Genomic DNA, 21,250 nt, shown 5'->3' with positions numbered 1-21,250 from the left:
AGCCTGTTTTTCGTCAGGGTTTTGTCCAAAAATTATCCGTAATATCAGGGAAAGCCCCCAATTAAAATGTGGCATAAAAGATGCATACTCAGGTCGACAAGCGTGTATGCGCGATTTGATTAACTGGAGCGAGACCGATGAAAAAAGTCGTCACGGTTTGCCCGTATTGCGCATCAGGTTGCAAGATAAACCTGGTGGTCGATAACGGCAAAATCGTCCGGGCTGAGGCGGCGCAGGGGAAAACCAATCAGGGTACTCTGTGTCTGAAGGGCTATTACGGCTGGGATTTTATTAACGATACCCAGATCCTGACCCCGCGCCTGAAAACGCCTATGATTCGTCGCCAGCGTGGCGGCAAACTGGAATCAGTTTCCTGGGATGAAGCGCTGAATTACGTCGCCGAACACCTGAGCGCCATTAAAGCGAAATACGGCCCTGATGCCATCCAGACGACCGGCTCGTCGCGCGGCACCGGGAATGAAACCAACTACATCATGCAAAAATTTGCGCGCGCCGTTATTGGTACCAATAACGTTGACTGCTGCGCTCGCGTCTGACACGGCCCATCGGTTGCAGGTCTGCACCAGTCGGTCGGTAACGGCGCAATGAGCAATGCCATTAACGAAATTGATAACACCGATTTAGTGTTTATCTTCGGTTACAATCCGGCGGATTCCCACCCGATTGTGGCGAATCACGTGATTAACGCTAAACGTAACGGGGCGAAAATTATCGTCTGCGATCCGCGCAAAATTGAAACCGCGCGCATTGCCGACATGCACATCGCTCTGCGAAACGGCTCGAATATCGCACTGTTGAACGCGATGGGCCATGTCATTATTGAAGAAAATCTGTACGACCAGGCGTTTGTCGCCTCCCGTACGGAAGGTTTTGAAGAGTACCGCAAGATTGTCGAAGGCTATACGCCGGAGTCCGTCGAGGAGATAACCGGCGTTAGCGCGAGTGAAATTCGTCAGGCGGCGCGGATGTATGCCGGTGCGAAAAGCGCGACCATCCTGTGGGGCATGGGCGTCACCCAGTTCTATCAGGGTGTAGAAACCGTGCGTTCACTGACCAGCCTCGCGATGCTGACCGGCAACCTCGGTAAGCCCAGCGTGGGCGTTAACCCGGTACGTGGCCAGAACAACGTTCAGGGCGCGTGCGATATGGGTGCGCTGCCGGATACCTATCCGGGCTATCAGTATGTGAAAGATCCGGCTAACCGCGAGAAATTCGCCAAAGCCTGGGGCGTGGACAGCCTGCCTGCGCACACTGGCTATCGCATCAGCGAGCTGCCGCACCGTGCGGCGCATGGCGAAGTGCGTGCGGCGTACATTATGGGCGAAGATCCGTTGCAAACGGATGCGGAACTCTCCGCTGTGCGCAAAGGCTTTGAGGATCTGGAACTGGTCATCGTGCAGGACATCTTTATGACCAAAACCGCATCGGCGGCAGATGTCATTTTACCGTCGACGTCGTGGGGCGAGCATGAAGGGGTCTTTACCGCTGCTGACCGTGGTTTCCAGCGCTTCTTTAAAGCCGTTGAGCCGAAGTGGGATCTGAAAACCGACTGGCAAATCATCAGTGAGATCGCCACCCGGATGGGGTATCCGATGCACTACAACAACACCCAGGAGATCTGGGATGAGTTGCGTCATCTGTGCCCGGATTTCTACGGGGCGACTTACGAGAAGATGGGCGAACTGGGCTACATCCAGTGGCCTTGCCGCGACACGTCAGACGCCGATCAGGGGACCTCATACCTCTTTAAAGAGAAGTTTGATACCCCGAACGGCATGGCACAGTTCTTCACCTGCGACTGGGTTGCGCCGATCGATAAACTCACCGACGAGTACCCGATGGTACTGTCGACGGTGCGTGAAGTCGGCCACTACTCCTGTCGTTCGATGACCGGAAACTGTGCGGCCCTGGCCGCACTGGCGGACGAACCAGGCTATGCGCAAATCAACGCGGCCGATGCGGCGCGTCTGGGCATTGAAGATGAAGCGCTGGTGTGGGTTCACTCGCGAAAAGGCAAAATTATCACCCGCGCGCAGGTCAGCGAGCGCCCGAACAAAGGGGCTATCTATATGACCTACCAGTGGTGGATTGGTGCCTGTAACGAGCTGGTGACCGAGAACTTAAGCCCGATTACCAAAACGCCAGAGTACAAGTATTGCGCCGTGCGCGTGGAGCCGATTGCCAATCAGTCCGCCGCCGAGCAGTACGTGATTGATGAATACAACAAGCTGAAGGCTCGCCTGCGCGAAACCGCAATGGGCTAACCACAACGTTGATGCATCTCAACAGCCTCCACCCTGGAGGCTGTTTTTTTATCCATACGATCTCTTTATACTGTCCATTCCGTACCCTAATTAAAACTTAATAATGAAACCACTTCTTGCATTGATGTTATTGATGACATTCTTTGCCCGTGCTGCCGATCCTGAGCCTGGAAGCCAGTATTTGCAGGCCGCAGAGGCAGGTGACAAACGCGCGCAATATTACCTTGCTGACAGCTGGTTTAGCTTCGGCGATTTAAGCAAAGCCGAATACTGGGCACAGAAATCCGCCGACAATGGCGATGCGGACGCCTGTGCGCTGCTGGCGCAGATTAAAATCACTAATCCGGTCAGTCTGGATTACCCGGAAGCAAAAATGCTGGCGGAGAAGGCCGCCCGGGCGGGCAGTAAAGCGGGCGAAATTACGCTGGCACGCATTCTGGTGAATACGCAGGCCGGTAAAACCGATTACCCCAAAGCCATCTCCCTGCTGCAAAACGCCTCTGAAAATCTGGAGAGTGACGTGGCCGTAGATGCGCAGATGCTGCTCGGTTTGATTTACGCCAACGGTGTCGGGATTCAGGCTGATGATGATAAAGCGACCTGGTACTTCAAACGCAGTTCCGCCATCTCTCGCACCGGGTATTCCGAATACTGGGCGGGAATGATGTTTCTGAACGGCGAACAGGGCTTTATTGAGAAGAATAAACAGAAGGCGCTGCACTGGTTGAATCTGAGCTGTACCGAAGGATTCGATACCGGCTGCGAAGAGTTTGACCGATTAACGAACGGCTGACTCAGATTACCTGATGGCGCTTTGCTTATCAGGCCTACAAGCGATGTCGACTCGTAGGCCGGATAAGGCGCAGCGCCATCCGGCAGACCGTTTACCGTTACTGGGCAGTCTTATCGAATTTACCCAGTACTTCGCGCTCATACGCCAGCGCTTTTTTGCGATCAAACTTGTGTTCCCATTTGGCGATAACCAGTACCGCCAGCGCATTCCCCACCACGTTCAGCGCCGTACGCGCCATGTCGAGAATACGGTCGACCCCGGCGATAAAGGCCAGGCCTTCCAGCGGGATGCCCACGCTACCAAGCGTTGCCAGCAATACCACGAAGGAGACGCCCGGCACGCCAGCAATCCCTTTCGATGTCACCATCAGCGTCAGCACCAGCACGATTTCCTGCCACAGCGACAGGTCGATACCGTACAACTGCGCGATGAAGATCGCCGCAATACTCTGATACAGGGTCGAGCCATCGAGGTTAAATGAGTAGCCGGTCGGCACCACAAAACTGGTGATAGAGGCTGGCGCACCGTAGGCTTCCATCTTCTCGATAATTCGCGGCAGTACGCTTTCAGAGCTGGCGGTGGAATACGCCAGAATCAATTCATCTTTCAGAATGCGGATCAGGATCCAGATACTCAGTCCGCAAATACGCGCGACGATACCCAGCACCACCAGCGCGAAGAACAGGATCGCGAAGTGAACCAACAGCACCAGCTTCGCCAACGGCCACAGCGAGGCAAAACCGAAGTTCGCCACGGTCACGGCGATCAGCGCGAATACCCCGACGGGTGCATAGCGCATGACCATGTGCGTCACTTTAAACATGGTTTCGGAAATGGAGCGGAACACCGTCACCAGCGGCTCACGATGTGTTGCCGGTAGCGAGGAAAGCCCCAGACCAAACAGCACCGAGAAGAAGATGATTGGCAGCATGTCGCCTTTCGCCATCGAAGCAACGATGTTTGTCGGGACCAGCGACAGAATGGTGCCCATCAGGCCATGCGCGTGGCTTTGCACCTCTGCCGTCGTGTTCTGGTATTTCGAAATGTCCACGGTCGCCAGTTGCGACATATCAATGCCGGAACCCGGCTGGAAGACGTTCGCCAGCGTAATCCCGAGGATAATGGCAATCGTCGTGATCACTTCGAAATAGAGAATGGTTTTCGCGCCGATACGTCCCAGTTGTTTCGCATCGCCGACACCGGCAATCCCGACAATCAGCGTGGAGATCACAATCGGCACGACGATCATTTTAATCAGATGGATAAAGATATCCCCTGCCGGAGAGAGCAGGTTTGCAATCAGCCACTCGCGGCTGTCGCTGTGATAATGCAGATAACTGCCGAGTAAAATGCCCAGCACCATGGCAATCAGGATCTGCCAGGCCAGACTGAGTTTAAAACTTTTCATAACGACGAACTTCCTCAATGGAACGCCACTCCTGTTCATCGCGCAGGAATGGATACATACTGAAAGGGTATGAATTGTGTTGCGTTGGTTAGTAGAGTTTTTTAACGCTATACCCTAAATAGTCCGAGTTGCAGGAAGCCAACACACCTGCAGCTTGAAGTATGACGGGTGTATAATCAGTACCATTTGCAGGGCATCTTGCGCAACCCTTTAAGAACAGGGCTTTTCGCTGAAATAATGCATAATAACGCGAATTTATCGGGTTTATATTGCATAACTATTTGTTATGGAAAGATTTTTAAATCTGCGTTTTTGAATTATAACCGTCATGAATTATTTTGGCGGCGAGGTTCATTTGCCTGTTTTTTAAACAGATAAATCGCGCAAAATCACAAATCTATTTCTGTCGGTTCTGTAATAACTTTGCCATATTTATCGAGTCTATCAGCTGCGCACGATTCACCCGCGGCGAATTCAAATCCAGGACTTTTTGCCACTGCAAAATCGCCTGTTTGTAATCCGCCTGCATAAATGCATCCGACGCCAGTAGCATCAGCGCAGTCACTTCCCCGGCATCCAGCGCCAGCGCCTTATCAATCATCTCGCGGGTCGCCAGCGTCATGTGCTGCCCGGCCTGGTAGTAGAGCACGGTCGCCAGCGCCGAATAGATCTCCGCATTCTCTCCACGGTTACGCAGCGCCTGACCATAAGCCAGCAGCGCATTATCGTAATCATTGCGCCACAGATAATACTCGCCGAGGAGCGCCCACTTTTCGCTGTCCTGGGGGTTGGCGCGAATCTGTTTTTGCAGGGCTATCAGTTGGGCCTCCGGCGTCGCGGTTTCTGCAAATTCATGCAGCGGATCGGCCAGTCGTCGTTGTTCGTCTCGCACGGCCTGCCATTTCGGCGACAGCAGATAGCCGCACAGACAGACGATGACCATCAGCACTGCCGCCAGAGTCAGTCGTCTGACAGGCATCGGGCGTGACGGTTCAGGTTGTCTCATCGTTGCCCCCTTTTAGCCTGCTGACGCGCCACAAAATCCCTCCAACCAGCAGCAACAGCAGGCACGGCAATGCCCACAGCAGCAGCGTCTGCCCGGTGAGCGGTGGGTTATAGCGGACAAAATCACCGTACCGCGCGGTCATCCAGGCGGTGATTTCAGCTTCATCTTTCCCTTCTGCCACCATCGTATAGACCTGGTGGCGCATGCTGACCGCAACCGGCGCATTGGATTCCAGCAAGTTTTGATTCTGGCACTGCGGACAGCGAAGCTGGCTGGCAATCGACAACGCCTTTTCCTGCTGCTGCGGGTTCTCAAAAGCCCAGGTATCAACCACCTGAGCGTGAGCGGAAAAGGAGATAACCAGCAGTAAGATAAACGCAATGATGGTGCCTGATGACGCTGCGCTTATCAGGCCTGCGCCGTGCTTAAACCATGCGCCGCCATCCGGCAATCCCCCCGACAAAAACCGCGGTTCATTACGCATCGCGCTTTCTCCCACGCCAGCCGCTGAGCAGCGCCCCGGCAATCATCAACAGCCCCCCGCCCCAAATCCAGCGCACGCCGCTTTGCACATACAGGCGCAGGGCATACCGTTCCTCGCCCGTTTTTTCACCCATCACCGCATACCAGTCATGAAGCAGATCCCAGTGAATGCCAGGTTCCATCATTTGCTGGCGACGGGCGGAATAAAAGCGCCGCTCGGGCGTCAGGCTACCGATTCGTTTGTCGCCCTGCCACAGCGTAATAAGCGCCTTTTCGGTGGTGTAGTTCCCTTTCGCGGCCAGATCCAGCCGTTCAAAGCGGAAGGTGTACCCCGCCAGTTCAACCTGCTGACCTGGGCTCAGGTTAAGGCTTACCTCCTGACGACTGCCGCTGGAGAAGAGGATCCCCGCGGCAAAAACCAGCACACCTGCGTGCGCCAGCAGCGCCGGAAGCTGGCGGTGTACGGCCCTCTTCCGGCTTCTGACCATCGCTGTCACGATCACCACCAACATCAGCAAGCCAAACGGCAAGGTGGCGCGGTTAAAATAGGGCGCGCCAACGGAGAGTCGTCCCCAGCCCAGCAGGCCATAAATCATCGGGTAGAGCGTGCCAATCAGTACGATCAGCAGCACCGCGCAAAAGAGCAGCAGCGCTGCCAGAATCAGCATTTCGCGTGACCAGCCGCTCAGACGAACGGCCTGTTGGTTAGCCCGCGCGCGCCAGCCGTACAAGCCGAGCGCGGCCAGACTCAGAATGGCAAAGAGGGCAAACAGCGGCACGGCGCGCACATTATCCAGCGCAAAAGCGTGTACAGAAACGAGAATACCGGAACGGACAATCAGCGTGCCCAGCAAAGAGAGGATGAGCGTGACAATGGCCAGCAGTAGCGACCAGTGGCGAAAAATGCCGCGTTCACGCGACACATACAGGCTGTGCAGCAGCGCACTGGCAGAAAGCCAGGGTAATAAAGACGCGTTTTCCACCGGGTCCCAGAACCACCAGCCGCCCCACCCCAGTTCGCAATAGGCCCACCATGAACCGAGAATGATGCCAAGCGTCAGCGCACACCAACCGGGCAGCGCCCAGCGCCAGCACACCCAGGCGGTCAACGTCGTGAAATCACCGCGCAGCAATGACGCCAGCGCCACTCCGGCAGCGACCATCAGGCCGCCGTACCCCAGATACAGCAATGGCGGATGCAGGATCAGCCCCAGATGTTGCAGCATCGGGTTGAGATCGCGCCCTTCTATCGCTGGCGGAAAGATACGGACAAACGGATCGGACCAGAACACCACAAACAGCAGCAGCAATGCGGTGATCGCCGAGAGTACGCCGAGTGTGAAGGGAAACAGAGGATCAGATTCGCGGCGATAACGCCAGGCAAACAGCGCGCTCCAGCCGGACAGAAATAACACCCACAGCAGCAGAGATCCTTCGTGACCGCCCCACACCGCCGCCAGCTTGAGTCCCCACGACAACAGGCTGTGACTATGTTGGGCCACATAGATAACTGAGAAATCGCTGGTCAGAAAGCAAAACACCAGAATCAAGAAGGCGAGCAGCAGGCACGCAAATTGCGCCCAGACGCCCACGCTCGCCAGACGCATTACGCTCTGCCAGCGCTGGCGTTCACCTGCCAGTACGGCAAGCGGGGTCAACACGTTGACCCCGAGGCTGAATAACAGTGCCAGAAAACCGGCTTCAGGAAGGAGTACGTCCAGAAATCACCTTTCCCTCACAGCCATGCTTATGCAACCGTGAGCTGTCCAGCATAAAGAATGAAAAAGCGCAGTAACAGCACGCCCGTCAGGCTGGCACCACAGACCGCCAGCACACCATGAAACGTCGAACCGCGGTTGGCCCAGGGTTTCAGTAACATGGGAACGATCAGTCCCAGCCCCGCGACGCCGAGCCAGAACCACCAGGTCCAGAAGCCGCCACCCAGCGCCGCCGACAGCGCGCGCATTTTGCCGTCATCGCCCAGAGCCAGCCCCACAAAGAAGGCGACCAGCAGGAAGATCTCCAGCCACACCACCGGGGTTTCCACGCGGTGAATAAAATGCGCCTCGGTACTGTGCGGATTACCACGCTGACGTAATGCCATCGCAATCAGCGCCACCGCCGCACCGGAGGAGATCCCGGAAAACAGGAACAGCACCGGCAGGATCGGGTTATTCAGGAACGGATACGATTTCAGCACCGAAAGCAGGAAACCGGTGTAGGCACCCAGCAGCACCGCCAGTACCAACATTAGCGTTTCGAGTCCACGGTTGAACGGCGTTAACAGCGTCAACACTTTCTGCACCAGTCCCAGACGGGGGAACCAACGCTGTTGCAGAGCCATCACCTCTTTTTGAAAGATGATGGCCAGCCACAGAATCAGCACCACCATATAAAGCTGGAATAGCAGAACCCCCATCGACATCACCGACGTAAAGCTATAGTGGAACATCAGTTTCCAGAAGGTCCAGGGACGCGTCAGGTGGAAGATCAGAATCAGCAGGCCGAGAATAATCGCCCCCGGCCCCACGACCAGCGTGGTACGCAGCAGCGTACTGTCCGCTCCACCCGCCTCCGGATGGTAACGGCGCAGCAGGATTGACAGCGTCACCAGTCCGGCAGAGATGCCGATCAGAAACAGATAGATGGCGATGGGCCAGTCCCACACCAGCGATTCAAAGTGGAAAGCAGATGCGTTTGTCATTGGCTCACCTCCCCATATTTAAAGGGAACGCGGTAGACCTTCGGTTTGGTACCCAGCGCCAGCTTGTAGCGATAGGTGGTTTTCTGCCGCAGCAGCCGGGAAATATCGCTGTCAGGATCGTCCAGATTACCAAACGTCAGCGCCTTCGTCGGGCAAGACTCGACGCAGGCAGGCAGTTTGCCCGCTTTCAGATTGGTTTTACGGCAAAAATCGCATTTATCCGCTGTTTTCGTGACCGGATGGATAAAGCGCACGCGGTACGGACACGCGGCGATGCAGTACTGACAGCCGACGCAGAGATTCGGGTTCACATCCACGATGCCATTCGCGGCATCGCGATACGACGCCCCGGTCGGGCAGACGTCAACGCACGGCGCGTGATCGCAGTGCTGGCACGAATGGCGGAAGAAGCGGTACTTCACATCCGGAAACGTGCCCAGCGGTTCGCTGCGAATGATGGTCAGTCGCGACACGCCTTCCGGCACGTTGTTGACTTCCCGACAGGCATCCATACAGGCGGTACAGCCGATGCATAATGATTCATCATGCACCATGCCGTATCGCACGCCGTTGATATTCAACGTTTTCGCCACCACGCGTCCTGCAGTACCGCTGACGGCCACCAGCGCGCCGACGCCGGTGATGAACTGGCGACGAGAGCAACTCATGGATGCTCCTTAAGCAAGGGCACAGACGCCGGATTAAAGTTCGGGTTGTTACGCTGATCGCTGTGGCAATCGACGCAAATCTTAACTCGTCCTTTATCGCTTAACGTCTGCATCGTGTCTTGCTTCGGATGCAGCGAATGACAACTGGCGCAGGCCACTTTAGTCACGTGGACATCGTGCGGCCAGAACGCTTTTTGCAACTGTTCAGGCAAGTGGCAGGACAGACAAACGCTGTTCTGCTGCTCCACGTTGTACATCGGCTCGTTAAAGCGCATCACATCCTTCGCCCCTTCACGGTGCTGAGGCGATGGCTTGCCATGACAGTTAGTACAGGTGACCGGCAGTTTATTGTTCGGATTGGTCACGGACGCATGCTTACCATGCATCCCTTCGGTATCCGGCTTGTGACAGTCCAGACACGCGGCATCCGGGCTACGCTGTGGCGTCACCGTCCAGCGTTCCGATTCCTGCGGCGTTGGCGTGGCGGTTATTCCACTCAGGCTCCATAACAGACCTGACGCCAGCACCCCAGCAGTTAATAACGAACGTAATACGCTCATATTCACTCCGTTGAGTTATCCGCCCCTTGCGAGGCGGAATGGGGTTATTGGCTTAACAAACCGTTTTTACGCGCCTGTTCTTCCCACTGCGGGATCACCGTTTTGATAAAGTCCTGTTTATCGGCATTAATCTGCTGCATGTTCAGACCAATGGCCGCCTGGGCTTTCTCTTTGGTGGAGATATCCGGAATCGCGATTTCATGGGTAATGCCTTTGGTTGCCAACAGACGCGCCAGCTTAGTCCGCGCATCGGCGGCTTTGTCCATCGCGATACCTAACATCCGCAGACCTTCTTCCGGGGCGTGCATATGGATACCGTGAGAGGCAATGGCCAGATCCCAGCGCCACTGCGCGTGACGGATATCGCTCAGAATCGGCTTCATTTCCGCTTCCGTTGCGCCCGCATCCCAGGCCGCTTTCGCTTCGAAGTGCGCACGAACCAGTTGATCTTCAACTTTGATTTTCAGCCCATTGATTGCCTTCTTACGCTCAGCGACCACGTTTTGCAGAGAGGCTTTGTCCTGGGTATGGCAGTTCGCACAGGTTTGCGGGAAGTTGTCGAACGGATTGCCAATCTTATGATCGGTATAGAGTTTTCCTTCGGCGTTCTGCACTTTCGGCATATGACAGTCAATACAGGTCACATTGTTTTTGCCGTGAATACCCACGCTCCAGGTTTCATATTCCGGATGCTGTGCTTTCAGCATCGGCGCTTTTGACAGCGAGTTGGTCCAGTCAGAGAAGGTAATGGCGTCATAGTATTTCTCCATGTCTTCGACTTTCATGCCGTCATCCCACGGGAACTTCACGGCTTTGTCTTTGCCGTCAAAATAATATTCAACGTGGCATTGCCCGCAAACCATCGACTGCTGGTCGAAACGACCGGCTTTATCGAAAGGCTTACCGATGGTCTCCATCGCACGTTCCGCATACGGACGAGACAACGTCAGCTCAGGTTTACCTTTCGCAAAGTCAGGTGACGCCGTTTTATGGCAGTCGCCGCAGCCCAGGTTATTCACGATTTCCGGGCCGCCGCGCGCCCATTTGCCGTGGAAGTAGCCGTCTTCGCCATCTTTCTGGATCAAACGCGCCACGTCCGGGCTTTTACAGCTCCAGCAGGCCATTGGCAATGGACCGTCTTCAGCGTTTTTTGGGGCGCCGGTACGTAAGGTTTCACGCACGTCGGTCACCGCATAGGCGTGCCCACGCGGTTTGTTGTAATCACGGGAGAACGGATATCCCGCCCACAAGATCACCAGACGGGGATCTTCCGCTAACGCGTCTTCGCGTTTTGATTGCTCTGAAGTCGCTTTCCATGAGAGGTATTGATCGGGATGCTGAGGGGCGAAGACTTCATTCTTCGCTTCAACGGTAACTGATTTTGCGGGTTCGGGCGTTTGCTCAGCATAAACCGCAGAAATGAAAAACAGCGGTACGATCAGGCTGAAGAAACGACGTGCGCGTAGTGTAATCCTTGCCATAGAGGTCTCATCCAGATTGCGCCATTGCGTTCAATGACGGTTCTTTTTTATTCTATCCATGACGATAACCACACACACCGCCATGACATTGCCCTAATCTAGATGTAACAAAAAACCACACTCAAAATGTTGTCTTTAATCAATTGTAAGTGTATGTAAAATACCACTTTAGAGTTAGTCAAGCCGTTTTTTCTCTACTCCTTTCCTCTTTTTCGACCTCGATCACCGTTCGTGAATAATTAACATAACCCTCTGTAACGGAAAGATTTTACCAACTTTTGTTGGTTTCCTTCAAAAAACGTATTGCCGTTAATTTGCACAATTCCTGTATTGCGTGATCTGTCGCGCAAAAGCTAAACAAAACTGTCAAAGCCCCTACATTTAACGTTTGTGAGACATATTATTAACATCCTACAAGGAGAACAAAAGCCATGAGCCAAATTCACAAACACGCTATTCCCGCAAACATTGCGGATCGTTGCCTGATAAATCCGGAGCAGTACGAAGCGAAGTATCAACAATCTATTAACGAGCCAGATACCTTCTGGGGCGAGCAGGGAAAAATTCTCGACTGGATCACGCCGTACCAGAAAGTGAAGAACACCTCTTTCGCACCGGGCAATGTCTCCATTAAATGGTATGAGGACGGCACGCTGAACCTGGCGGCCAACTGTCTCGACCGCCACCTGCAGGAAAATGGCGAACGCACCGCCATCATCTGGGAAGGCGATGACGCCTCGCAGAGCAAACATATTAGCTATCGCGAACTGCATCGCGATGTCTGCCGTTTCGCCAATACGCTGCAGGATCTGGGGATTAAAAAAGGCGATGTGGTGGCGATCTATATGCCAATGGTGCCAGAGGCCGCCGTCGCGATGCTGGCCTGCGCCCGCATTGGTGCCATACATTCGGTGATCTTCGGCGGTTTCTCGCCGGAAGCGGTCGCCGGTCGCATCATTGATTCCAGTTCGAAGCTGGTGATTACCGCTGATGAAGGCGTGCGCGCTGGTCGCAGCATTCCGCTGAAGAAAAACGTCGACGATGCGCTGAAAAACCCGAACGTGAAAACCATCGAGCATGTGGTTGTACTCAAGCGCACCGGCGGCAACATCGAGTGGCAGGAAGGTCGCGACCTGTGGTGGAGCGATCTGATTGAAAAAGCCAGCCCTGAGCATCAACCCGCAGAGATGAACGCCGAAGATCCGCTGTTCATCCTCTATACCTCGGGCTCCACCGGTAAACCGAAGGGCGTGTTGCACACCACCGGCGGCTATCTGGTATATGCCGCAACGACCTTTAAATATGTGTTTGATTACCATCCGGGCGATATCTACTGGTGCACCGCCGATGTGGGTTGGGTTACCGGACATAGCTACCTGCTGTATGGGCCGCTGGCCTGCGGCGCTACCACGCTGATGTTTGAAGGCGTGCCGAACTGGCCGACGCCGGCGCGCATGAGCCAGGTGGTGGATAAGCATAAGGTCAATATTCTCTACACCGCGCCGACGGCGATCCGCGCCCTGATGGCGGAAGGCGATAAGGCGATTGAGGGCACTGACCGCTCATCGCTGCGCATTCTGGGATCGGTTGGCGAGCCGATCAACCCGGAAGCGTGGGAGTGGTACTGGAAAAAGATCGGTAACGAAAAATGCCCGGTGGTGGATACCTGGTGGCAGACCGAAACCGGTGGCTTCATGATCACCCCGCTGCCGGGCGCAACCGAACTGAAAGCGGGTTCCGCTACCCGCCCGTTCTTCGGCGTGCAGCCGGCGCTGGTGGATAACGAAGGCCATCCGCAGGAAGGGGCCACCGAAGGCAACCTGGTGATCACCGATTCCTGGCCTGGACAGGCGCGTACGCTGTTCGGCGATCACGATCGCTTTGAGCAAACCTACTTCTCAACCTTTAAAAACATGTACTTCAGCGGCGACGGCGCGCGTCGTGACGAAGACGGTTACTACTGGATCACCGGGCGCGTTGACGACGTGCTGAACGTCTCCGGTCACCGTCTGGGCACGGCGGAAATTGAATCCGCGCTGGTGGCGCATCCCAAGATTGCCGAAGCGGCGGTGGTCGGCATTCCGCATAACATCAAGGGCCAGGCGATTTATGCCTATGTGACGCTGAATCACGGCGAAGAGCCGTCGCCTGAACTGTACGCCGACGTGCGCAACTGGGTACGTAAAGAGATTGGCCCGCTGGCGACGCCAGACGTGCTGCACTGGACCGACTCACTGCCAAAAACCCGTTCCGGCAAAATCATGCGCCGTATTTTGCGCAAGATCGCGGCGGGCGATACCAGCAATCTGGGCGATACCTCGACGCTCGCCGATCCTGGCGTGGTAGAGAAGCTGCTCGAAGAGAAGCAGGCCATCGCGATGCCATCATAATAAAAAGATGCCGGATGGCGTTGCGCTGATCCGGCCTACGCCCCTACAAGTTCTGACCCTACCCTCTCTTCATTGGGAGGGGAAATATAAAAACCTCCCCAAAGGATTTCGTGTCACAGGAAGGCGGCAAGCGAGCTCATCCCCGGTCACATCGTTCACTATGTGACTGGGGTGTGCAAGTGCGGCCAACGCATCTGTGGCGTGAAAGACTCAGGGGGCCTCTGGAGACTCTGTGATGAATGACACCATTTATCAGCGGATAGAAGACAGTGCGCGTTTCAGGGAATTAGTTGAAAAAAGGCAACGGTTTGCCACGATACTGTCGATCATCATGCTGGTGGTCTATATCAGCTTTATTCTACTGATTGCTTTTGCGCCTGGCTGGCTGGGAACCCCGCTTCATGAGGGAACCAGCGTCACCCGGGGTATTCCGATTGGCGTGGGGGTGATTCTGATCTCTTTCGTTCTGACCGGCATCTACATCTGGCGGGCGAACGGCGAATTTGACCGTCTGAACAAGGCAGTACTGCACGAGGTTAACGCATTATGAAGAGAGTCCTGACGGCGCTTGCCGCCACACTACCCTTCGCGGCCAACGCGGCGGATGCCATTAGCGGTGCAGTACAACGCCAGCCAACCAACTGGCAGGCGATTGTCATGTTTCTGATTTTCGTTGTGTTTACGCTGGGTATTACGTACTGGGCCTCTAAACGCGTACGTTCACGCAGCGACTACTATACGGCGGGCGGAAATATCACCGGCTTCCAGAACGGACTGGCAATTGCGGGCGATTACATGTCGGCGGCGTCGTTCCTCGGGATCTCCGCACTGGTGTTTACCTCCGGCTATGACGGGTTGATCTACTCGCTGGGCTTCCTCGTCGGCTGGCCGATCATCCTGTTCCTGATCGCCGAGCGTCTGCGTAACCTCGGTCGCTATACCTTTGCCGATGTGGCCTCTTATCGCCTGAAGCAAGGCCCGATCCGTATTCTGTCGGCCTGCGGTTCGCTGGTGGTGGTTGCCCTTTATCTGATTGCACAAATGGTCGGTGCGGGCAAACTGATTGAACTGCTGTTCGGCCTGAACTACCACATTGCGGTGGTGCTGGTCGGCGTGCTGATGATGATGTACGTGCTGTTCGGCGGCATGCTGGCAACCACGTGGGTGCAGATCATCAAAGCCGTGCTGCTGCTGTTCGGCGCCAGCTTTATGGCCTTTATGGTGATGAAGCACGTCGGCTTTAGCTTCAATAACCTGTTCACCGAAGCGATGGCGGTTCACCCGAAAGGCTCTGCGATTATGAGCCCAGGCGGGTTGGTGAAAGACCCAATCTCCGCGCTCTCACTGGGGCTCGGCCTGATGTTTGGTACGGCAGGCCTGCCGCACATCCTGATGCGTTTCTTCACGGTCAGCGATGCCCGCGAAGCGCGTAAGAGCGTGTTCTATGCCACCGGTTTTATGGGTTATTTCTACATCCTGACCTTCATCATCGGCTTTGGCGCCATCATGCTGGTCGGTGCCAATCCGGCGTATAAAGACGCGGCGGGTGCATTGATTGGCGGGAACAACATGGCGGCGGTACATCTGGCGAATGCGGTGGGTGGTAACCTGTTCCTCGGCTTTATTTCCGCCGTGGCGTTCGCCACCATTCTGGCGGTCGTCGCTGGCCTGACGCTGGCGGGAGCATCTGCGGTTTCTCACGATCTGTATGCAAACGTGTTCCGTAAAGGGGCGACCGAACGTGAAGAGTTGCGGGTGTCGAAAATCACCGTGCTGGTGCTGGGCGTGATTGCGATTATTCTCGGCGTGCTGTTCGAGAATCAGAACATCGCTTTCATGGTGGGTCTGGCGTTTGCTATCGCCGCGAGCTGCAACTTCCCGATCATCCTGCTTTCCATGTACTGGTCGAAGCTGACCACGCGTGGCGCGATGATGGGCGGCTGGTTGGGTCTGCTGACGGCCGTCGTGCTGATGGTTCTTGGCCCCACCATTTGGGTACAAATCCTCGGCCACGAAAAAGCTATCTTCCCGTATGAATACCCGGCGCTGTTCTCCATTACCGTGGCATTCCTGGGGATCTGGTTCTTCTCTGCCACGGATAACTCGGCAGAAGGGAATCGCGAGCGTGAGCAGTTCCGTGCTCAGTTTATCCGTTCCCAGACGGGCTTCGGCGTCGAACAAGGCCGCGCCCACTAATCGACACGCTTTTCCCCGGTCACGCTGACCGGGGATCCATTCTCAGAACATCAGCCTTGCCACCAGCGGGGCGACCAGCACCATCACCACACCGGAAAGCATCATCACCAGGCTGGCAACCACGCCCTCCTGCTGACCAAGCTCATACGAGCGCGCCGTTCCCGCGCCGTGCGACGCCGCGCCAAATCCTGCGCCTTTCGCCATCCCTTCACGAATCGACAGACGTAAAAACAGCGCATCCCCGACTGCCATGCCAAAGACGCCGGTTACCACCACGAACAGCGCCACTAAATCCGGCTGCCCACCCAATGGTTCAGCCGCCGCAAGGGCAAACGGCGTGGTCACCGAACGCACCGCCAGGCTGCGCTGAATTTCGTCCGGCAGGGTAAATAAGCGCGCCAGCCAGACGGAACTGGTCACCGCGACCACCGTTGCCGTCACCACGCCTGCGGTCAGTGACATCCAGTGACGTTTGATGATGGCGAAATTGTCGTAAACCGGCACGGCAAAGGCGATCGTTGCCGGGCCAAGCAGCCACAACAACCAGTGGGATTCACCGATATAGCTTTGCCAGGAGATATGCCCCAACACCAGCATCAACACCAGCAGCGCGGGCGTGAGGACCAGCGGCATCAACGGCAGCTTACGAAAACGACGGTACAGACGTTTATTGGCGAAATAGATAACCAGCGTAATCGCCAGGCAGAGCACGCTGAGCTGGAGATTAGTCACGGTTTAACCTGCTTATCTCATAGCGATAGACCTTATCCACCACCCATGCCGTGGCACCGAGCACCATTAGCGTACTGATCGCAATGACCGAAAAAATCCGCCAGCCGTCCACCAGCAGCAGATGGGCATAGTTCACCACCGCCACGACCGCCGGAACAAAAAACAGCAGCATCTCCGCCAGTAGCCAGCGCGCCCCGGCGCGAACCCAGCTCAGCGGCAGGATGCGACAGACAATCAGCGCTAGCATCAACACCATCCCCACCAGATTGGCCGGTAACGGCAGATGCAGCCAGGAGACAAGATATTGCGCAACGATAAACAAACCTGCATACAGCAGTACCTGAACCGGAACCTGAAGTCGTTGCAAAACGGCAGGCGTAACGCGGCTTATCGCCACAGCCATGAGGGAACATCCTGAAAAATAATAGGGAACGCCAGTATAGAGAGACCCCGCCGATGACTGAAATGAATTAAAATCATTACAGGCATAGTCGGAAGGAATACTCATGGATATCAGAACGCTGCGTTATTTTGTTGAAGTGGTGCGCCAACAGAGCTTCACCCGCGCAGCAGAGAAGCTCTTTGTCACCCAACCGACCATCAGCAAGATGTTGAAAAATCTGGAAGATGAACTGAACTGTACGCTGCTGATCCGCGACGGCCGCAAGCTATTGCTCACCGATACCGGTCGCGTGGTGTTTGAACGCGGGCTGGCGATTCTGGCCGAGTTTCGTCAACTGGAAGCCGAACTGGGCGACATCAACCATCTCAACAAAGGGCTGCTGCGCCTTGGCATCCCGCCGATGGTCGGCATGCTGATGGCCGGACCGATCGGCCTGTTTCGCCAGCGTTACCCCGGCGTAGAGCTCAAGGTTTCCGAGTTTGGCGGGTTAACGGTGCAGCAGGCGGTGATGAATGGTGAACTGGACGTCGCGATGACCGCGCTACCCGTGGAAGAAGAAAGTGGTCTGGCGACGTTACCTGTATTCAGCCACCCCCTGTGCGTACTGGTGCCACGTTCCGGTCAGTGGACCACCTGCCAGTCCGTATCGCCAGAAGCGCTGGCCGAGCATCCGCTGTTAATCTACAACGAAGATTTCGCCCTGAGCCGCCAGTTAATGCAGTTGTTCAGTGAGCATGACGTCAAGCCGCGTATCGCGGTACGCAGCGGACAGTGGGACTTTCTTGCGGCGATGGTGCAGGCGGGCGTGGGGATTGCCATTCTGCCGGAGCCCATCTGCGAACGGCTGGACAAAAATACGCTGCGCTGGATCCCGCTGGAAAGCGAGTTGCGCTGGCAGTTGGGGATGATTTGGCGCGAAGGGGTGTATCTCTCACACAGCGCCAAAGCGTGGTTATCGTGCTGCGAAGGTTTTTGGGCGGAGCAAGTGCCCTCAGTTGCCCGGTAAGCATCGCGCCACCGGTGGCCTGTGCGATATCGATTTGCACAGAAGTGATGGTTTACCGCCATGCGGTGACAGGTCTGAATGTTCAGGGACTGAAAACCCATGCGCGCGAGATCGGTCTGATGAGGTATATCCCGGCCTGACGCAGGTAAGATCCGCCTGCTATTCGCTGAAAGTACAAAAACTGCCTTAAAATGCCGAAATGACCATCCTCTCGTAGTGCCGGTTTGTCTGCTGGCGTACCAATAAAAAATGGTCAAATTTCAACCACCACATTCCAGGGCTGAAAAAATTCAATTTCCTGTACGTGAACAGTAGGCCGGGCATGACGTTAGCCGCTGCCCGGCAAACAGGCGAGACAAAAAGCCCTTATCTAATCCAGATTGTCAGCAAAATAATGATGAATGCGATAATCACCACCCGGATAAAGACTTTATCCAGCGATCCTCTGTGCATCGCGCCCCCCTTTCAGAACAAGATTTGCCAGATTGCTAACAGGAGCACCAGCAGCCCCATCAGGAAAAATATCAGCGCGACGATAGTGTCCGGAGAACGGTTCATCTCAGCGCCTCCTTATCATCAGAACCACTGACCGAAACGTTTGATATAGAAACGCTTCATGCCCTGCGCCACCAGGCAATAGCTGAGCAGCGTCGCGACCAGCCACGGGAAGTAGCTTAGCGGCAGCGGCTCCAGCCCGACCATCGCTCCCACTGGCGAGAACGGAACGTAGATCCCGATCGCCATAATCACCGCGGTAGTGAGTAGCACCGGCAGCGTCGCCCGACTCTGAATAAACGGAATTTTCTGCGTTCTCAGCATATGCACGACCAGCGTTTGCGACAGCAGCCCTTCAATAAACCACCCGGACTGGAACAGCGCCTGGGCTTCGACGTTATTCGCCGCAAACACGTACCACATCAGCGCGAAGGTGGTGATATCAAAAATAGACGACGTCGGTCCAATCCACAGCATAAAACGGCCGATGTTCTTCGCATCCCACTTGCGCGGTTTGCGCAAAAATTCGTTGTCCATTTTGTCCCACGGCAGCGAGAGCTGAGAGAGATCGTACATCAGGTTCTGTATCAGCAGATGAATCGCCAGCATCGGCAGGAACGGAATAAACGCGCTGGCCACCAGTACCGAAAAGACGTTGCCGAAGTTAGAACTGGCGGTCATATTCAGATATTTAATGATGTTGCCGAAGGTCTCACGGCCTTTGATCACCCCTTCTTCCAGCACCATCAGATCCTTTTCCAGCAGGATGATATCCGATGCCTCTTTGGCGATATCCGCCGCGCTGTCGACCGAAATGCCTACATCCGCATCGCGCAGGGCCGGCGCATCGTTGATGCCGTCGCCGAGAAAACCGACGGTGTGCCCGTTTTTCTGCAGCATTTTCAGGATGCGCGACTTCTGCAGCGGCGTCAGTTTGGCGAATACCGCGCGCTTTTCCACTTCGCGCTCCAGTTCATTATCCGTCATCGCTTCAATCTGGGCCCCGGTCAGGATGCCGTGGGCATCAATGCCCACTTCCAGGCAAATACGCGCCGTAACCACCGGATTATCGCCGGTCAGGACTTTCACCGCCACGCCGTTGTCGCGCAGCGCGGCAATGGCTTTTCCCGCGCTCTCTTTCGGCGGATCGAGGAAAGTCAACATCCCTTCAACCGTCAGTCCCTGCTCATCGGCGGTGCACAGCGGCGTGGTCAGAGCGGAGTCATCCAGCTTGCGAGTTGCGACCAGCAGCACGCGGAAGCCCTGGGCGTTATAATCCTTCGTTTTGGCTAACAGCAGATCGCGTCGGGTTTCATCCAGCGCCACAACGTTATCGCCTTCACGAAGATGCGTGGCGACCATCAGCATCTCTTCGACAGCGCCTTTGCAGATCAGACTTTTGTCACCGTGGCGAACATCTTCCACCGAAACCGATACCCGACGGCGTACAAAATCAAACGGCAGTTCATCCAGTTTGACAAAACGCTCTTTGGTCGCTGACGCAATCCTGCCCTCGCCAAAGCGCAGCACCGCCCGGTCCATCAGGTTGCGCGCCCCGCTCTGGCTACTGCTATTCAGCCAGGCCAGCGTCAGCACCCGGTCGCTCTCATGACCGCTGACATCAAGGTGATGCTCAAGAATGATATTGTCCTGAGTCAGCGTGCCGGTTTTATCGGTACACAGCACGTCCATCGCGCCAAAGTTCTGAATGGCATTCAGCCGCTTGACGATCACTTTGCGCCGCGACATGGCGATAGCGCCTTTCGCCAGGTTAGAGCTGACGATCATCGGCAGCATTTCCGGCGTCAGGCCAACTGCTACCGCCAGGGCAAACAGCGAGGCCTCAACCCAGTCACCTTTGCTGAAGCCGTTAATCAGCAGCACAATTGGTACCATCACCAGCATAAAGCGAATCAACAGCCAGCTGACGCTGTTTACCCCGCGATCGAACGCCGTCTGGGTACGCGTGCCAACGATGGATTTCGCCAGCGAGCCAAACCAGGTACGGTTTCCGGTGGCCACCACCACCGCCTGCGCCCTGCCGCTGGTCACGTTAGTGCCCATCAGACAGATATTGCCCATCTCCAGCAGGCTTTTATTTTTGTTCGGCTCAGGAAGCCTGTCACACCCTTTGCCGGAAACGCTGGCCAGAACATCATACTTCTCAACCGGCAGCGACTCGCCGCTGAGTATCGACTGACTAACAAACAGGTCCCGGGACTCCAGCAAACGGACGTCCGCCGGAACCAGATCCCCCGCTGCCAGGAAGATGATGTCACCGGGCACCAGCTCCTCAATGGCAATCTCCTCCTGCACCGACCCCAGATTCCCGGGACCGCGACGCAGCACGGTAGCCGTGGTGCGGACCATGGATTTCAGCGCCTGCGCCGCTTTGTTGGTACGAAACTCCTGCCAGAAACGCAATAACCCGCTCAGGCTAACCATCGTGACGATAATGATGATCCCGGTCAGGTCGGTCTCTTCGCCGTTACGCAGCGGTAGCCAGTAATCGGTCACGAAGCTGACGGCGGCCAGCGCCATCAGGACATAGATAAACGGGTTATTGAATGCCTGCAAAAGCTGGATCAATGCTGGCGGCGCCTGCTCATGCGCCACTTCATTGCGGCCATATTCATCCAG

18 protein-coding genes and 1 pseudogene are annotated in these 21,250 nt (G+C 55.7%); 6 read left to right on the top strand and 13 right to left on the bottom strand.

Annotated features, from left to right (window positions below; all coding sequences use genetic code 11):
• The first annotated feature begins 137 nt into the window (after positions 1-137).
• The gene (fdhF, locus tag AB7E14_RS05805) at positions 138-2,285 is read left to right on the top strand and encodes a formate dehydrogenase subunit alpha (protein ID WP_081048471.1); all 2,148 of its coding nucleotides are present in this window, start codon (positions 138-140) and stop codon (positions 2,283-2,285) included.
• Positions 2,286-2,388: 103 nt separating this feature from the next.
• Positions 2,389-3,078 carry a Sel1 family TPR-like repeat protein YjcO gene (gene yjcO, locus AB7E14_RS05800; RefSeq protein ID WP_042999069.1) on the top strand — a complete coding sequence of 230 codons (690 nt, stop codon included), beginning with the start codon at positions 2,389-2,391 and terminating at the stop codon, positions 3,076-3,078.
• A gap of 97 nt (positions 3,079-3,175) precedes the next feature.
• Here the strand turns inward: yjcO and gltP are convergent, their stop codons facing one another.
• The 8 genes and pseudogenes from gltP to nrfA form a co-directional block, all read right to left on the bottom strand.
• Complete coding sequence (gltP, locus tag AB7E14_RS05795; RefSeq protein WP_042999068.1) at positions 3,176-4,486, bottom strand: glutamate/aspartate:proton symporter GltP; 1,311 nt, start codon at positions 4,484-4,486, stop codon at positions 3,176-3,178.
• Between the two features lie 397 nt (positions 4,487-4,883).
• Positions 4,884-5,492, bottom strand: a complete 609-nt coding sequence (gene nrfG, locus AB7E14_RS05790; protein ID WP_058587241.1) for a heme lyase NrfEFG subunit NrfG — start codon at positions 5,490-5,492, stop codon at positions 4,884-4,886.
• Entirely contained in the window at positions 5,479-5,943 is a 465-nt protein-coding gene (nrfF, locus tag AB7E14_RS05785; RefSeq protein ID WP_373320891.1) for a heme lyase NrfEFG subunit NrfF, read from the bottom strand. The genes nrfG and nrfF overlap by 14 nt, the downstream gene beginning before the upstream one ends.
• A pseudogene (locus tag AB7E14_RS05780) lies at positions 5,925-7,696 on the bottom strand (heme lyase CcmF/NrfE family subunit); the annotation flags it as partial. The pseudogene AB7E14_RS05780 and the gene nrfF, both read right to left, overlap by 19 nt.
• 26 nt (positions 7,697-7,722) lie before the next feature.
• Entirely contained in the window at positions 7,723-8,679 is a 957-nt protein-coding gene (nrfD, locus tag AB7E14_RS05775) for a cytochrome c nitrite reductase subunit NrfD (RefSeq protein ID WP_044326579.1), read from the bottom strand.
• Positions 8,676-9,347, bottom strand: coding sequence for a cytochrome c nitrite reductase Fe-S protein (gene nrfC, locus AB7E14_RS05770; protein WP_316962641.1), 672 nt, complete (start codon positions 9,345-9,347; stop codon positions 8,676-8,678). Before nrfC ends, nrfD begins: the two co-directional genes overlap by 4 nt.
• On the bottom strand, positions 9,344-9,907 hold the full coding sequence (nrfB, locus tag AB7E14_RS05765) for a cytochrome c nitrite reductase pentaheme subunit (protein WP_316962642.1): 564 nt from the start codon (positions 9,905-9,907) through the stop codon (positions 9,344-9,346). Before nrfB ends, nrfC begins: the two co-directional genes overlap by 4 nt.
• A gap of 44 nt (positions 9,908-9,951) precedes the next feature.
• Positions 9,952-11,388 (bottom strand): ammonia-forming nitrite reductase cytochrome c552 subunit, encoded by a 1,437-nt coding sequence (nrfA, locus tag AB7E14_RS05760; protein WP_428169398.1) that lies wholly within the window; start codon positions 11,386-11,388, stop codon positions 9,952-9,954.
• Between the two features lie 431 nt (positions 11,389-11,819).
• On the opposite strand from nrfA, the gene acs reads away from it, so the two are divergent.
• The 3 genes from acs to actP all read left to right on the top strand — a co-directional run bounded on the left by acs (position 11,820) and on the right by actP (position 15,974).
• On the top strand, positions 11,820-13,778 hold the full coding sequence (gene acs / locus AB7E14_RS05755; protein ID WP_061069531.1) for an acetate--CoA ligase: 1,959 nt from the start codon (positions 11,820-11,822) through the stop codon (positions 13,776-13,778).
• Between the two features lie 235 nt (positions 13,779-14,013).
• Entirely contained in the window at positions 14,014-14,328 is a 315-nt protein-coding gene (locus tag AB7E14_RS05750; protein ID WP_042999058.1) for a DUF485 domain-containing protein, read from the top strand.
• On the top strand, positions 14,325-15,974 hold the full coding sequence (gene actP / locus AB7E14_RS05745) for a cation/acetate symporter ActP (protein ID WP_044326718.1): 1,650 nt from the start codon (positions 14,325-14,327) through the stop codon (positions 15,972-15,974). The genes AB7E14_RS05750 and actP overlap by 4 nt, the downstream gene beginning before the upstream one ends.
• Positions 15,975-16,016: 42 nt before the next feature.
• Here actP and AB7E14_RS05740 read toward each other — a convergent pair whose 3' ends face one another.
• Together AB7E14_RS05740 and AB7E14_RS05735 are read right to left on the bottom strand one after the other, a co-directional pair.
• A complete protein-coding gene (locus AB7E14_RS05740; protein ID WP_044257358.1) occupies positions 16,017-16,706 on the bottom strand; it encodes an LrgB family protein in 690 nt (229 codons plus the stop codon).
• On the bottom strand, positions 16,699-17,109 hold the full coding sequence (locus tag AB7E14_RS05735) for a CidA/LrgA family protein (protein WP_042999055.1): 411 nt from the start codon (positions 17,107-17,109) through the stop codon (positions 16,699-16,701). The genes AB7E14_RS05740 and AB7E14_RS05735 overlap by 8 nt, the downstream gene beginning before the upstream one ends.
• A gap of 103 nt (positions 17,110-17,212) precedes the next feature.
• Between AB7E14_RS05735 and AB7E14_RS05730 the strand changes: the two genes are divergently transcribed.
• On the top strand, positions 17,213-18,115 hold the full coding sequence (locus tag AB7E14_RS05730; RefSeq protein WP_042999054.1) for a LysR family transcriptional regulator: 903 nt from the start codon (positions 17,213-17,215) through the stop codon (positions 18,113-18,115).
• 366 nt (positions 18,116-18,481) lie between these two features.
• Here AB7E14_RS05730 and mgtU read toward each other — a convergent pair whose 3' ends face one another.
• The 3 genes from mgtU to mgtA all read right to left on the bottom strand — a co-directional run.
• On the bottom strand, positions 18,482-18,568 hold the full coding sequence (gene mgtU, locus AB7E14_RS05725) for a magnesium transporter protection protein MgtU (RefSeq protein ID WP_252869633.1): 87 nt from the start codon (positions 18,566-18,568) through the stop codon (positions 18,482-18,484).
• A 12-nt stretch (positions 18,569-18,580) separates the two neighbouring features.
• On the bottom strand, positions 18,581-18,673 hold the full coding sequence (gene mgtR / locus AB7E14_RS05720; RefSeq protein WP_094030729.1) for a protein MgtR: 93 nt from the start codon (positions 18,671-18,673) through the stop codon (positions 18,581-18,583).
• An 18-nt stretch (positions 18,674-18,691) separates the two neighbouring features.
• The coding region (gene mgtA / locus AB7E14_RS05715; protein WP_428169397.1) for a magnesium-translocating P-type ATPase at positions 18,692-21,250 on the bottom strand (2,559 nt) is incomplete at its 5' end.

Origin of the sequence: Citrobacter sp., assembly GCF_050252275.1 — a bacterium.
GTDB classification, from domain to species: Bacteria; Pseudomonadota; Gammaproteobacteria; order Enterobacterales; family Enterobacteriaceae; genus Citrobacter_A; species Citrobacter_A amalonaticus.
This window is presented reverse-complemented; position numbering and strand designations above follow the sequence as displayed.